The sequence below is a fragment of the Streptomyces sp. NPDC051582 genome, assembly GCF_040681715.1.
Classification (GTDB): Bacteria; Actinomycetota; Actinomycetes; order Streptomycetales; family Streptomycetaceae; genus Streptomyces.
Genome location: NZ_JBFAZJ010000029.1, coordinates 93745 through 107028 on the forward strand (window position 1 = coordinate 93745; position 13284 = coordinate 107028).

A 13284-nucleotide genomic window follows, 5' to 3' on the forward strand; every position below is an offset into this window, starting at 1 on the left:
GGAGGCAGCCGGAAGGCGGACCTCAGCGGATTTCGAGGATCTTCTCCCGCATCGCGTAGACCACGGCCTCCATCCTGGAGTGCAGCTGGAGCTTCTCCAGGATGTTGCGGACGTGGTTCTTCACGGTGTTCTCGGAGATGAACAACTGCTTCGCGATGTCGCGGTTGTTCATCCCGGTCGCCACCAGCTTGAGCACTTCCAGCTCGCGGTCCGTCAGCCGCGGCGCCGGCACCAGCCGCCGCTCGTCCGTCCGCTGGATCATCGACTTGAACTCGGTCAGGAGCTTCGAGGCCATCGACGGGCTGATCTGCGACTGCCCGTCGGCCACCGCGCGGATCGCCGTCGCCACCTCGTCGGTCGAGATCTCCTTCAGGAGGTACCCGGTGGCCCCCGCCTTGATCGCGTCGTAGAGGTCCGCCTCCTCGTCGCTGATCGTCAGCATGATGATCTTCGCGGAAGGGGCCACCTCCTTGATCGAGGTGCACGCCTCGATTCCGCCGCGGCGCGGCATCCGCACGTCCATGAGCACGATGTCCGGCAGCAGGTCCGCCGCCTTGTCCACCGCCTCCGCGCCGTCCCCCGCCTCACCGACGACCTGGATGTCCTCCTCCTGCGCGAGGACGATCTCCAGCCCGCGCCGGAACAGGGCGTGGTCGTCGACGACGAGCACCCGGATCGGCTCGCCGCCGTCATCACCGCGCACCGGCCCGAAGCTGTCCGCCATCGTTCCTCCCCCTGCATGTACCGAGCTGCCGGGTCAACCGGACGGGAACCCCGGCAGGTTGACTGCCCGCCATGATTCCATGCCCGCGCCACCCGGAGGGGAGCCCGCGACGGCCACCTGGCGTATACGAGTCATACAGAGGCCCCCGGGGACGCTGCGGCATCCCCGGGGGCTTTTCACCGAAAATCAGGACGCGGCCTCAGCCGCCGAGCGCTCCACCCGCGCCGGCACCGGGCTCGGCCGAGCTGGAGGCCTCGTCGGCATTGAGGTGGATCACGCCGTAGTCATAGCCGTGGCGCCGGTAGACGACGCTCGGCATCTTGGTGTCGGAGTCGACGAACAGGTAGAAGTCGTGGCCGACCAGTTCCATTTCGTACAGCGCCTGGTCGAGCGGCATGGGCGCCGCCGAGTGCGTCTTCTCGCGGACGATGAGCGGGCCTTCGCCCTGCACTTCCAGCGATCCGATCCGGGTGGTCGGGATCGCGTCCCCCGGCTCCTCCGTGACCGGCTGGCCGTTGCCGTTGAGCCGGGCCACGCCGGGAACCACGTCGGCGACCTCGGCCGCCGAGAGCCGGCCGTTGCCACGGCGCGTGTAGCGCTTGTCGTGCTGCTTGCGCAGCTGCGCTTCCAGCTTCTCCTGTGCCAGGTCGAGCGCCGCGTACGGGTCGGTGGCGGCGGCTTCGGCACGGACCACGGGGCCCCTCGAACGCAGGGTGATCTCCACGCGGTCGGAACGGTCGGCCTGGCGCGGGTTGTGCTCCTTGGACACCTCGACGTCCAAGCTGATCACCTTGGCGTCGAGCTTCTGGATCCGCTCGGGATTCAGCTTCTCGGCCACGTGCTTGCGGAACCGCTCGGGCACCTCGGTCTTGCGGCCCTTGACGACGATGTCCACGCAGAACTCCGTTCCCGGATAGCTCCACCCCACGGGGCGAAGCGTCTCCCTTTCGCACCAGGCCCCGGTGAACACCGGAGCCACGGACTTGGCGACATTCACCTCCCGATCCGGTGCGTGTGGCCAGGACTCGCCAGTTCCTTACAACCGAACATATCCCTCCATGCCGGTTGTCGGCACCCGCTACCGGACCGTACCTCCGTTCAGGTGGCTGTTCTCTCTTACTACCTGCAACGATGCGCCTTCCCCAACAGTTCCAAATCTATTCACAAGAGCGTTGCTCTGTACGGGTTGTCGACCGATTTCGTACGAAGGATCCCGCCGGAGCGGCAACCACGGCGGCCCCCGCCACCGGCCCGATCGACGCCGCCCGCAGCGCCCGGGCCGCCTCCGCGAGCGTGGCCCCGGTGGTGATCAGGTCGTCCACCAGCACGATCCGTGCGTCGACCGGAAACCGCACCGCGCCCCCGTGGCGCAGCCCCAGCGCCCCCGCGAGGTTCTCCCGCCGCTCCCGGGCCCCCAGGCCCGCCTGATCGGCCACCGGCCGGACCTGACGCAGTACGCACGCCACCCGCGCGCGAAAACCGGCCCGCCGCAGCCGCCCCGCGGCCGCCAGGGCGATCCTGCGCGCCGGATCGTGCCCGCGCGCCCGCACCTGCCGTCGCGCCGAGGGCACGGGTACCAGGAGCAGCTCCGCCCCCGCCGCCACGCCGCCCGCGCCGACGGCCCCGCGCACAGCCGCGGCCAGGGCGGCGCCGAGCGGTCCGGCCAGCGGCAGCGCGCCGCGCTCCTTGTGCGCCAGTACGACCTCCCGTACGGCCCCCTCGTACGCGGCGGCCGCATACACCGCGGGCAGCCCCGCGGGGCGCGGAGACGGGCCCACACGGCCCGCCGCGGCCCCGCTCAGCGCCTGCGCGCAGCCGGCGCACAACAGCACCCGGGCGACCCCGCAGCCGCCGCAGGCGGCCGGCAGGACCAGCCCGGCGAGCTCCTGCCACCACCCCCGCATCCGCCCACTGTGCCGGGCCGCCCACCCACCGCGCCACCCCTGTGGACAACGGGGGACGGAAGGCGAAAAGGCAGGTCAGCCCGGGTAGACCGGAGCCCGGCCGCCCGGCGCCACCGTGCGCCACTGCGCCCCCGGCGGCAGCCACACGATCCCGTCCTCGTCCGAGTGCGCGACCACCGGCTTCTTCTCGTCCTCCGTCGCCGCGACCGCGTCCAGCCCCGTCGCCCCGGGCAGGCTCGCCGCGACCATCGAACCGTCGGCCAGCATGTACCGGGCCTGCACGACCCCGCCGTTCTCCCGGCCCACCACCAGCAGCCGGCCGCGCGGCGCCCAGCTCAGCGCCGTCACGCTCGCCATCTGCGGGGCCGCCGGGCGCAGCTCGCGCACCGACACCGGCGCCGCGTCGCCCTTGCCCTCGGGCCGCTCGATCCGCCCGATGAACAGGTTCTTGCCGTTCCCCGACTGCACGAGCAGCGCGATCCGCACCCCGTCCGGCGACGCCTTCAGCGCGGTGATCCGCCCGCCGTCGAGACCGGCCACATCGATCTTCTGCGGGGCCCCGGTCCCGCCCGGCACCCGGTACAGCGCCGGACTCTGCGGATCCTGGTCCGCGACCCACAGGTCGCCCGCCGCGTCCCAGCTGGGCGCGCCCAGCCCGTTCGGCTTGGCGCCCTTGCCGTTCAGCACCGGCGCGGGCATGGGCCCGGCCGTCGTCAGGTTCACCACGTACAGCCCGTGCCCGTCCTCGGACACCACCGCCGCGCGCTTCTCGTCGTACGAGACGGCCGCGGAGCCCACCTTGAACCCGGGGTTCCCGGCACTCGGGGAGAGCGGCCCCGGCACCTGCTCGGGCCGGTACTGCTGGTCCTCACTGGTGACGTCGAGCTTCATCCGGACGAACCGGCTCTCGCTGTCGACGTAGTACTGGTACTCCGGGGCACCCGGCCGGTGGGCGATCGTCGCCGCGGTCGCGTCGGTCACCGAGCACAGCGAGGACCGGTCCGAGCGCAGCAGGTCGACCCGCGACATCCGCGAGGACGTCAGGTCCTGCACGGTGTACATGAGTTGCGCGGCCATCTTCTCGCACTGCGGCTGCGCGACGTTGTCGACCTTGTCGTTGAGCGGCACCTTCAGCACGTTCTGCCCGTCGAACGCCAGGGACTTGGTGCCCTCGCGCAGTTCGGTTCCGGTCGGGAAGCTCGAAGTGACCACGGGGCCCAGCCACTTGGACGGGCCGGCCAGCAGTGACTGCACCGTCTGCGTGGTCGGGTCCATCCGCGAGTCGGGATCGCTGCGCTGGCGCACGTACACGGGATCGGCGACGAGGCCGCCGCCCGCGAAGTAGTACTTGTTGACCGGCATGTAGATGCGCTGGAAGTCCGACTCGCTGAGCACGAGGCCGCTCGGCGGCGTCGCGATCCGCCACTGCTTGTTCTCCTGGACCAGCTGCAGGTACTCCTCGTAGCGCCCGCCCGCGGGCTCCGGCTGGTACGCGCTGCGCTCGTCCACCGTCGCCAGCTTCTTGCCGGTCATCTTCCAGCGGGGGCCCGGGGCGTCCTTCTCGTTGCCCACGGAGAACCGGTCGATGCCCGCGGAGAGCACCGTGACGGCGGAACCGGGCTTCCAGCTCTTGGCCGCCTCCTCCGTCAGGTACTTGCGAGCCGTCTGGAGCTGCGGGTCGTCGCTGGTCATGGCCTCCAGGAAGCCGTCGACTATGTCGGCGGGACCGGCCTTGTCGGACGGCGGCACCCCGAACACCCGGACCTGCGAGTCCACGCCCTGCGAGGCCTTCACCTCGCGGATCTCGCCGTGGTCGGGCATGGAGGCACAGCCCGCCAGCAGCAGCCCGGCCGCGCCGAAGGCGTACGCCCGCACCGTCCGCCACCGGCGTCGGCCGTTCCTGCGCACCCGTGCGGGCTCAGCGTCCACCTGCGCCATCCTCCTGTGCTGCTGCTGACTGCTCGGCGGCGGAGCGCTCGGCCGCCCCCTGGTCCGCCCCCTGGTCCGCCCCCTGGTCGGGGTCGGCCGGGCGGGCCACGACGCGCGCCCCGCTGCCCGGCAGGGCCGTCGGGTCCGCGGGCACCGGCAGCGCGCCGGCCATCGCCGACCTCGGCGGTATCGGCGACCGGTCGCCGCGGCCCGGGCCCTGCTGCGCCCGCGGGGACTTCTTCGCGCCGGCCGCCTCGGCAGCGGCCCGGGCCCGGTTGGACCGCGAGTCCTCCGGCTCCAGCGGGATCGGCGACCCGCGCAGCGGCTCGTCGGCGGTCCGCGGCAGGGTCAGCCGGAACTGCGAACCGCCGCCCGGCTCGCCCCACGCCTGGAGCCAGCCGCCGTGCAGCCGGGCGTCCTCGACGGCGATGGACAGGCCCAGGCCCGTACCGCCCGTCGTCCGCGCCCGGGCCGGGTCGGCCCGCCAGAACCGGTTGAAGACGCGGGTGGCCTCGCCGGGCTTGAGCCCGACCCCGTAGTCCCGTACGGCCACGGCGACGGCCCCGCCCGCCGAAGCCAGGCGGACCACCACGTCACGGCCCTCGCCGTGCTCCACCGCGTTGACGACGAGATTGCGCAGCACCCGCTCCACGCGCCGGGAATCTGCCTCCGCTATGACGGGCTGGGTGTCGCCCAGCACCCGGATCCGGGTGCCCTTGTGCTCGGCGAGCGGCTCGGCGCCGTCGATGACCCGGCGTACGACGTCCCGCAGGTCGATCGGTTCCGCCTCCAGGGCCGCGGCCCCCGCGTCGAACCTGCTGATCTCCAGCAGGTCCGCGAGCAGCGACTCGAAGCGGTCGAGCTGGCCGGCGAGCAGTTCGGCGGAGCGGGCGGTGATCGGGTCGAAGTCGACCCGGGCGTCGTGGATGACGTCGGCGGCCATCCGCACGGTCGTCAGCGGCGTGCGCAGCTCGTGCGAGACGTCGGAGACGAACCGGCGCTGCATCCGCGACAGGTCCTCCAGCTGCTGGATCTTGAGCTGGAGGTTCTGCGCCATCTTGTTGAAGGCTTCGCCCAGACGGGCGATGTCGTCCTCGCCGGTGACCTTCATCCGCTCCTGGAGCCGCCCGGCCGAAAGCCGCTCGGCGATCCCGGCGGCCATCCGCACGGGCGTCACGACCTGCCGTACGACGAGCCAGGCGATCGCGCCGAGCAGCACGACCACGAACACGCCCGCGGTGGCGATGGTGACCTTGATGAGGTTGAGGGACTCCTCCTCCTGCGTGAGCGGGAAGAGGTAGTACAGGTCGTACGGATCCCCGTTGATGTCGGTGAGCCGCTTGCCCACGACCAGCGCGGGCTCGGGCGCCTTGTCCCCGGACCCGGCGGTGTACCGGATCTGCGAGAACGTCTTGAAGGTGCCGGTCGCGTGGTTGACGTCCCGGCGCAGCGCCGCGGGGACGCTCGCGGTCGGGTCGACGTTCCCGGAGGCGCGGGCGCCCTTGACGCCCGAGACGAACGGCCCGCTCGGCTGCCCGCCCGCGTCGGGGCCGGCGCCGAGGGCGACCACCTCGAACGCGGTCTGGCCGCCACTGGCGAGCTGCTTGACCAGCGAGTTCATCCAGGTACTGGCGTCCCGGCCGACCTTGTTGTCGGTGGCGTCGGGCCCGTCCACCGCGGAGGGCGTGTTGGCCTTCTCCTGCGCGACGGCGAACCCGCCCGCGGCCTGGCTCTGCGCGGCCTCCTCCTTGGCGTCGAGGAGCCCCTTGCTGACCTGGGCGATCACCACGAAACCGAGCGCGAGGACCACGGCCAGCGACATCAGCAGCGTCGCGGCCACCACGCGCAGCTGGATGTTGCGCCGCCACAGCCGGACAGCCGGAAGCAGCGGTCGTCGTACGAGGCGTACGAACAACCGCAGCACCGGGCCGCCGGGCGCTCCGTCGGCCATCTGACGGAGCTGCCGGCCTCCCCTCAGGACTCCTCGGCGGGAGCCGCTGCGGGGCTTGCCGGGCGGCACGTCAGCTCGGTCCGGCCTTGTAGCCGACACCGCGCACCGTCACGACGATCTCGGGGCGCTCCGGGTCCTTCTCGACCTTGGAGCGCAGCCGCTGCACATGCACGTTGACCAGGCGGGTGTCCGCCGCGTGCCGGTAGCCCCAGACCTGCTCCAGCAGCACCTCGCGGGTGAACACCTGCCAGGGCTTGCGCGCGAGCGCGACCAGCAGGTCGAACTCAAGCGGGGTCAGGGCGATCGAGGCGCCGTCGCGCTTGACCGAGTGCCCGGCCACGTCGATGACCAGGTCACCGATGGCCAGCTGCTCGGGCGCGGGCTCCTCCGACCGGCGCAGGCGGGCCCGGATGCGGGCCACCAGCTCCTTCGGCTTGAACGGCTTGACGATGTAGTCGTCGGCCCCGGACTCCAGGCCCACGACCACGTCCACCGTGTCGCTCTTCGCGGTGAGCATGACGATCGGCACGCCTGATTCGGCCCGGATCAGCCTGCAGACCTCTATGCCGTCCCGTCCGGGCAGCATGAGGTCGAGCAGCACGAGATCCGGCTTCGCCTCGCGGAAGGCAGCCAGTGCCTTGTCGCCGTCCGCTACGAACGACGGCTCAAAACCTTCTCCACGCAGCACAATGCCGAGCATCTCGGCCAGCGCGGTGTCGTCGTCGACGACAAGGACTCGTCCCTTCATGCTTGACATCATCCCATTAGCTAATCGTTACCTGGCGGTGAGCTGTCCCACAGCCAAAAGGGCTGGAAATCGCCCCTCGGACCTGCGTGGAGATCAGGGCGACCAGTCTGCCCCGGATCCGGGCGACAATTGAAGGCGCGGGTTGCCGGAGATCCGGGGGGACGGCCGGTCCGCCCAACGTTCCCACGTGGCACGATGGCAGCCGACCAGCGCCCCCGCCCCGTAGGTGCACGTGAAGGAGCGACGATGAACGACTCTCCGGGCTGGGCCGTGCCCGGACCCTCCCCGTCCGACGGCGATCGGCCGGGCGCACCCGACGGCCAGGACGGCACCGAGGGCGCACGGCCGCCCGCACAGCAGCCGCCCGCCGGCGGGCCGAAGTGGTCCGCCGAGCAGCCGCCGCCCGGCGAGTGGTCGAGCCCCGGCACCCCCCAGGCACCGCAGCCCCCGCAGCCGCCGCACCAGCAGCCGCAGCCGGGCGCGGGCTGGGGTTCGTACGCGGGCCCCCAGGGCGGCCAGGGCCGGCACGGCACGTACGGACCCGCCGGCGGCCCCGGCCAGTGGGGCAAGCCCCCCGCCGCCAAGCCCGGCGTGATCCCGCTGCGCCCCCTGGACCTCGGCGAGATCCTCGACGGCGCCGTCGCCACCATGCGCAGCCACTGGCGCTCGGTCCTGCCGATCACCCTCGTCGTGGCCACGGTCGTGCAGGTCATCACCGTGCTCGTGCAGAAGTACACGCTCGCCGACCTCCCCGTCACCAACGACGCACAGCCGAGCCTGCGCGAACTCGTCGACACCCTCGGCGGCAGCATGCTCGCCCTCGTCGCGAACGGGTTCATCCAGCTCATCGGCACCATCGTGGCCACCGCCATGCTCACGATGATCTTCAGCCGCGCCGTGCTCGGCCACGGCTCCAGCATCGGCACCGCCTGGCGCGAGGCCCGCCCCCAGCTGCTCCGCCTGCTCGGGCTGACCCTCCTGCTGGGCCTCGGCGGCGCCCTCCTCGTCGGCGTCCTGATCGCGCCCGGCATCGCCATGGGCAGCGTCGGCGTCGGCCTCCTCGGCGGCTTCGTCGCCCTCCCGCTCCTGCTCTGGCTCGGAATCAAGTTCAGCCTGGCCTCGCCCGCGCTGATGCTGGAGAAGAGCAGCGTCCCCACCTCGCTGCGCCGCTCCTCGCGGCTCGTCCAGGGCTCCTGGTGGCGCATCTTCGGCATCACCGCCCTGACCGGGCTCATCACCGCCTTCGTCTCGGCCATCATCGTCTGGCCGCTGACCGCCGTCGGGCTCGCGATCGGCCTCGCCGACGGCGGAGTCGCCGGCCTGGAGGACGGCACCGCCGCGACCGGCTGGGCCGCGCTCATCCTCTCGGCGGTCGGCGCCGTCATCGCGCAGACCATCACCATGCCGATCCAGTCGGGCGTCACCGTCCTGCTCTACGTCGACCAGCGCATCCGCCGCGAGGCCCTCGACCTGGAGCTCGCCAGGGCGGCGGGCCTGGAGAACTACGGCCCGGACCCGGCCGCGCCGCCGACCGGGGGCTGATGCGCCGATGATGAGTACGGGGGGTCTCATCACGCGCTCCGCGGCGCTCCTGCCGGCCGCGGAGCAACCGCCGGTGACGACACCGCGCGGCCCCGCCCGTGAGGCGGCGGAACACGAACTGTCGAAGCCGATGTACCACCAGGACGACCCGGGGCTGCTCCAGCGCGCCCTGGACCGCTTCTGGGAGTGGGTCGGCAACCTCTTCGACCACGCCTCGGGCGCCACCCCCGGCGGCACCCTGGGCCTGCTCGCCATCGCCCTCCTCGTCGCCCTGGCCGCCGCCGCCCTGTGGTGGCGGCTCGGCTCCCCCCGCCGGGCCGCCGCCGGCGCGGCCGCCCTGTTCGGCGACGGGCTGCGCAGCGCCGCCGACCACCGCGCCGCCGCCGAGGCCCACGCCGGCGCCGGCCGCTGGACCGAAGCCGTCCAGGAGCGCATGCGGGCCGTCGTCCGCTCCCTGGAGGAGCGCACCGTGCTCGACCCGCGCCCCGGCCGCACCGCCGACGAGGCCGCCGCCGAAGCCGCCGCCTCCCTCCCCGACCAGGCCGAAGCCCTCCGCACGGCGGCCCGCGCCTTCGACGAGGTCACCTACGGCGGCCGCCCCGCCCACGCCGAGACCTACGCCCACCTGCGGAGCCTGGACCTCGCCCTGACCCACGCGAAGCCCCTCCTGACGGGCACCCCCTCATGACGCCCCCGCACCCGGCCACCGGCACCCCCACCACCGGCGCGGACGCCCGGACGACGACCCCCGCCGCCACCCCCCGCACCGTGTGGCGGCGCAGCCGCGGCTTCCTGATCTGCCTCGGCGTCCTGATCCTCGCCGCCGTCACGCTCGCCGCCCTCACCTCCGGCAGCCGGCACGGCCGGCTCGACCCCCGCTCCGCCGACCCCGACGGCAGCCGGGCCGTCGCCGAGCTGCTCCAGGCCCGCGGCGTCACCACCCGCGTCGTCACCACCGCCCGCGAGGCCGCCGCCGCGGCCGGCCCCGGCACCACCCTGCTGGTCACCGACCCCGACCGGCTCGACGAGAGCCGGCTCCGCGCCATCCGCTCCGCCATCGACCTCTCCGGCGGCCGCACCGTCCTCCTCGCCCCCGGCAGCCTCAGCCTCCCCGACCTGGCCCCCGCCGCCCGCACCAAGGGCACCGCCTTCGACCAGAACCTCGACCCCGGCTGCACCCTGCCCGCCGCCGTCTCCGCCGGCCGCGCCGCCACCGGCGGCGACCACCGCTACACCACCGACGGAGCCACCGGCACCGCCTGCTACCCCAGCGGCGGCCACCCCACCCTCCTGGTCCTCCCCTCCGGCACCACCGGCGGCGACACCGTCCTCCTCGGCTCCGAGACGATCCTCCTCAACAAGAAGCTCGCCTCCGAGGGCAACGCCTCCCTCGCCCTCCAACTCCTCGGCTCCCGACCCGACCTCGTCTGGTACCTGCCCTCCCCCGCCGAGGTCCAGGAGGAGGGCCCCGCCCAGGAGCAGGGCTTCCTCGACCTCCTCCCCCACGGCTGGAGCTGGGCCCTCCTCCAGCTCTTCCTCGCCGCCGCCCTCGCCGCCCTGTGGCGCGCCCGTCGGCTCGGCCCCCTGGTCACCGAGAAGCTGCCCGTCGCCATCCGCGCCTCCGAGACCACCGAGGGCCGCGCCCGCCTCTACCGCAAGACCGGAGCCCGCGACCGCGCCGCCACCGTGCTGCGCGCCGCCACCCGCGAACGCCTGGCCGCCCTGCTCGGCGTACCGCCCGCCCGGGCCCACGACCCGGCGGCCCTGCTCCCGGCCGTGTCCGCCCGCCTGACGGAGCGACAGCCGGACCTGTCCGGCCTCCTCTTCGGCACCACGCCCACCACCGACGCGGCGCTCGTCGCGCTCGCCGACCACCTCGACGCCCTCGAAAGAGAGGTCCGCACCTCATGACGGCCACCACGGACAGCGCCCGCTCCTCCCTGGAAGCGATCCGCACCGAGATCGGAAAGGCCGTCGTCGGCCAGGACTCGGCCGTCACCGGTCTCGTCGTCGCCCTCCTGTGCCGCGGCCACGTCCTCCTCGAAGGCGTACCCGGCGTCGCCAAGACCCTCCTCGTGCGGGCCCTCGCCGCCTCCCTCGAACTCGACACCAAGCGCGTCCAGTTCACCCCGGACCTGATGCCCAGCGACGTCACCGGCTCGCTCGTCTACGACGCCCGCACCGCCGAGTTCTCCTTCCAGAACGGCCCGGTCTTCACCAACCTCCTCCTCGCGGACGAGATCAACCGGACCCCGCCCAAGACCCAGTCCTCCCTCCTCGAAGCCATGGAGGAGCGCCAGGTCACCGTCGACGGCGTCCCGCGACGGCTGCCCGAGCCGTTCCTCGTCGCCGCCACCATGAACCCCGTCGAGTACGAGGGCACCTACCCCCTCCCCGAGGCCCAGCTCGACCGCTTCCTCCTCAAGCTCTCCGTACCCCTCCCCTCCCGCGAGGACGAGATCGGCGTACTGACCCGGCACGCCGCCGGCTTCAACCCCCGCGACCTGGCGGCCGCGGGCGTGCGCCCCGTCGCCGGCGCGGCCGAACTCGAAGCCGCCCGCGAGGCCGTCGCCAAGGTGTCCGTCTCACCGGAGATCGCCGGCTACGTCGTCGACGTCTGCCGCGCCACCCGCGAATCGCCCTCCCTCACCCTCGGCGTCTCCCCGCGCGGCGCGACCGCCCTGCTGGCCACCGCCCGCGCCTGGGCCTGGCTCACCGGCCGCGACTACGTCACCCCCGACGACGTCAAGGCCCTCGCCCTGCCGACACTGCGCCACCGCGTCCAACTGCGCCCGGAAGCCGAGATGGAGGGCGTGACGGCCGACGCCGTCGTCACCGCGATCCTGTCCCACGTCCCCGTCCCGCGCTGATGGCCCTCACCGGACGCGCCGCCCTGCTGGCGGCCCTCGGCAGTCTTCCCGTCGGCATCCTCGAACCCAGCTGGACGGGGATGCTCGCCGTCAACGGCGCCCTCGGCCTGGCCTGCGCCCTCGACTACGCCCTCGCCGCCCCGGTCCGCCGGCTCACCCTCACCCGCTCGGGCGACACCTCCGTCCGCCTCGGCGAACCCGCCGAGGTCCACCTCACCGTCACCAACCCGGGCACCCGCCCGCTGCGCGCCCGCGTCCGCGACGCCTGGCCCCCCAGCAGCTGGCCCTCGGGCACCGAGACCGAGGCCTCCCGCCACACCCTCGTGATCCCGGCCGGGGAACGCCGCCGCATCACCACCCGGCTGCTCCCCACCCGCCGCGGGGACCGCCGGGCCGACCGCGTCACGATCCGCTCGTACGGGCCGCTCGGCCTGCTCGCCCGCCAGGGCACCCACACCGTCCCCTGGACGGTCCGCGTCCTGCCGCCCTTCACCAGCCGCAAGCACCTCCCCTCGCGCCTGGCCCGGCTGCGCGAACTGGACGGCCGTACCAGCGTCCTGACGCGCGGCGAGGGCACCGAGTTCGACAGCCTCCGCGACTACGTCCCCGGCGACGACACCCGCTCCATCGACTGGCGGGCCACCGCCCGCCGGCACAGGGTCGCCGTCCGCACCTGGCGCCCCGAACGCGACCGGCACATCCTGATCTGCCTCGACACCGGCCGCACCTCGGCGGGCCGCGTCGGCGACGCCCCCCGCCTGGACTCGGCCATGGACGCGGCCCTGCTGCTGGCCGCCCTCGCCTCCCGCGCCGGCGACCGCGTCGACCTGCTGGCCCACGACCGCCGCACCCGCGCCCAGGTCCAGGGCCGCTCGGCCGGTGACATCCTCCCGGCCTTCGTCAACGCCATGGCCACGCTGGAGCCGGAACTCGTCGAGACCGACGCCCGCACACTGGTCTCCACCGTCCTCCGCAACGCCCCGCGCCGGTCCCTGGTGGTCCTCCTGACGAGCCTGGACGCCGCCCCGGTGGAGGAAGGCCTGCTCCCGCTCCTCCCCCTCCTCACGCAGCGCCACACGGTCCTGATGGCCTCGGTGGCGGACCCCCGGGTCGAGGAGATGACCCGCTCCCGCGGCACCCTCGACGCGGTCTACGAAGCCGCGGCCGGCACCCAGTCCCGGACCACCCGCCGCCGCACGGCGGAGCAGCTGTCCCGCCACGGAGTCCACGTCGTGGACGCCACCCCGGACACCCTGGCCCCGGCACTGGCCGACGCCTACCTCTCCCTGAAGGCCGCGGGACGCCTCTAGCGGGTGCCCCGACTGGATACGCTGGTCGGGCACCCATCAGGAGGACCGCATGGCCGACTTCACCCCCGAGGGGAAGAGGACACGGACGACACTGCGAAGGTCGTCGACTCCCGCGATGTCCTGATGGTGGTGGAAGCCGTGTCCCGTACAAACTGGTAGGGGCCCGTAAACGCAAAAAGCCCCGTACCGGATACCCGGTACGGGGCTTTCGCAATGATTGTTCGGCGGCGTCCTACTCTCCCACAGGGTCCCCCCTGCAGTACCATCGGCGCTGAAAGGCTTAGCTTCCGGGTTCGGAATGTAAAC

10 protein-coding genes, 1 rRNA gene and 1 pseudogene are annotated in these 13284 nt (G+C 73.3%); 5 read left to right on the forward strand and 7 right to left on the reverse strand.

Annotation, left to right across the window (positions count from 1 at the left end; genetic code table 11):
* Positions 1 to 22: 22 nt before the first annotated feature.
* The 6 genes and pseudogenes from AB0M92_RS30690 to mtrA all read right to left on the reverse strand — a co-directional run.
* A pseudogene (locus AB0M92_RS30690) lies at positions 23 to 682 on the reverse strand (response regulator transcription factor); the annotation flags it as partial.
* A gap of 241 nt (positions 683 to 923) precedes the next feature.
* A complete protein-coding gene (gene raiA, locus AB0M92_RS30695; RefSeq protein WP_366105580.1) occupies positions 924 to 1619 on the reverse strand; it encodes a ribosome-associated translation inhibitor RaiA in 696 nt (231 codons plus the stop codon).
* 262 nt (positions 1620 to 1881) lie between these two features.
* Entirely contained in the window at positions 1882 to 2628 is a 747-nt protein-coding gene (locus tag AB0M92_RS30700) for a ComF family protein (RefSeq protein ID WP_366105566.1), read from the reverse strand.
* Positions 2629 to 2703: 75 nt separating this feature from the next.
* Complete coding sequence (locus tag AB0M92_RS30705; RefSeq protein ID WP_366105567.1) at positions 2704 to 4557, reverse strand: LpqB family beta-propeller domain-containing protein; 1854 nt, start codon at positions 4555 to 4557, stop codon at positions 2704 to 2706.
* Positions 4547 to 6508 (reverse strand): MtrAB system histidine kinase MtrB, encoded by a 1962-nt coding sequence (gene mtrB / locus AB0M92_RS30710; protein WP_366105568.1) that lies wholly within the window; start codon positions 6506 to 6508, stop codon positions 4547 to 4549. Before mtrB ends, AB0M92_RS30705 begins: the two co-directional genes overlap by 11 nt.
* Positions 6509 to 6578: 70 nt before the next feature.
* Positions 6579 to 7268: a two-component system response regulator MtrA gene (gene mtrA, locus AB0M92_RS30715; RefSeq protein WP_189973359.1), complete on the reverse strand. Its 690-nt coding sequence runs from the start codon at positions 7266 to 7268 to the stop codon at positions 6579 to 6581.
* A 234-nt stretch (positions 7269 to 7502) separates the two neighbouring features.
* Here mtrA and AB0M92_RS30720 point away from each other — a divergent pair, with 234 nt between their 5' ends.
* From AB0M92_RS30720 to AB0M92_RS30740, 5 genes are read left to right on the forward strand one after another with little or no spacing between them, the layout of a single operon-like run.
* A complete protein-coding gene (locus tag AB0M92_RS30720; RefSeq protein ID WP_366105569.1) occupies positions 7503 to 8798 on the forward strand; it encodes a hypothetical protein in 1296 nt (431 codons plus the stop codon).
* A 10-nt stretch (positions 8799 to 8808) separates the two neighbouring features.
* Complete coding sequence (locus AB0M92_RS30725; protein WP_366105581.1) at positions 8809 to 9486, forward strand: DUF4129 domain-containing protein; 678 nt, start codon at positions 8809 to 8811, stop codon at positions 9484 to 9486.
* Positions 9483 to 10709, forward strand: coding sequence for a DUF4350 domain-containing protein (locus AB0M92_RS30730; RefSeq protein ID WP_366105571.1), 1227 nt, complete (start codon positions 9483 to 9485; stop codon positions 10707 to 10709). Before AB0M92_RS30725 ends, AB0M92_RS30730 begins: the two co-directional genes overlap by 4 nt.
* Entirely contained in the window at positions 10706 to 11668 is a 963-nt protein-coding gene (locus AB0M92_RS30735; RefSeq protein WP_366105572.1) for a MoxR family ATPase, read from the forward strand. Before AB0M92_RS30730 ends, AB0M92_RS30735 begins: the two co-directional genes overlap by 4 nt.
* Positions 11668 to 12978, forward strand: a complete 1311-nt coding sequence (locus AB0M92_RS30740) for a DUF58 domain-containing protein (protein ID WP_366105573.1) — start codon at positions 11668 to 11670, stop codon at positions 12976 to 12978. Before AB0M92_RS30735 ends, AB0M92_RS30740 begins: the two co-directional genes overlap by 1 nt.
* Before the next feature lie 219 nt (positions 12979 to 13197).
* Here the strand turns inward: AB0M92_RS30740 and rrf are convergent.
* Positions 13198 to 13284, reverse strand: a 5S ribosomal RNA gene (rrf, locus tag AB0M92_RS30745); the annotation flags it as partial.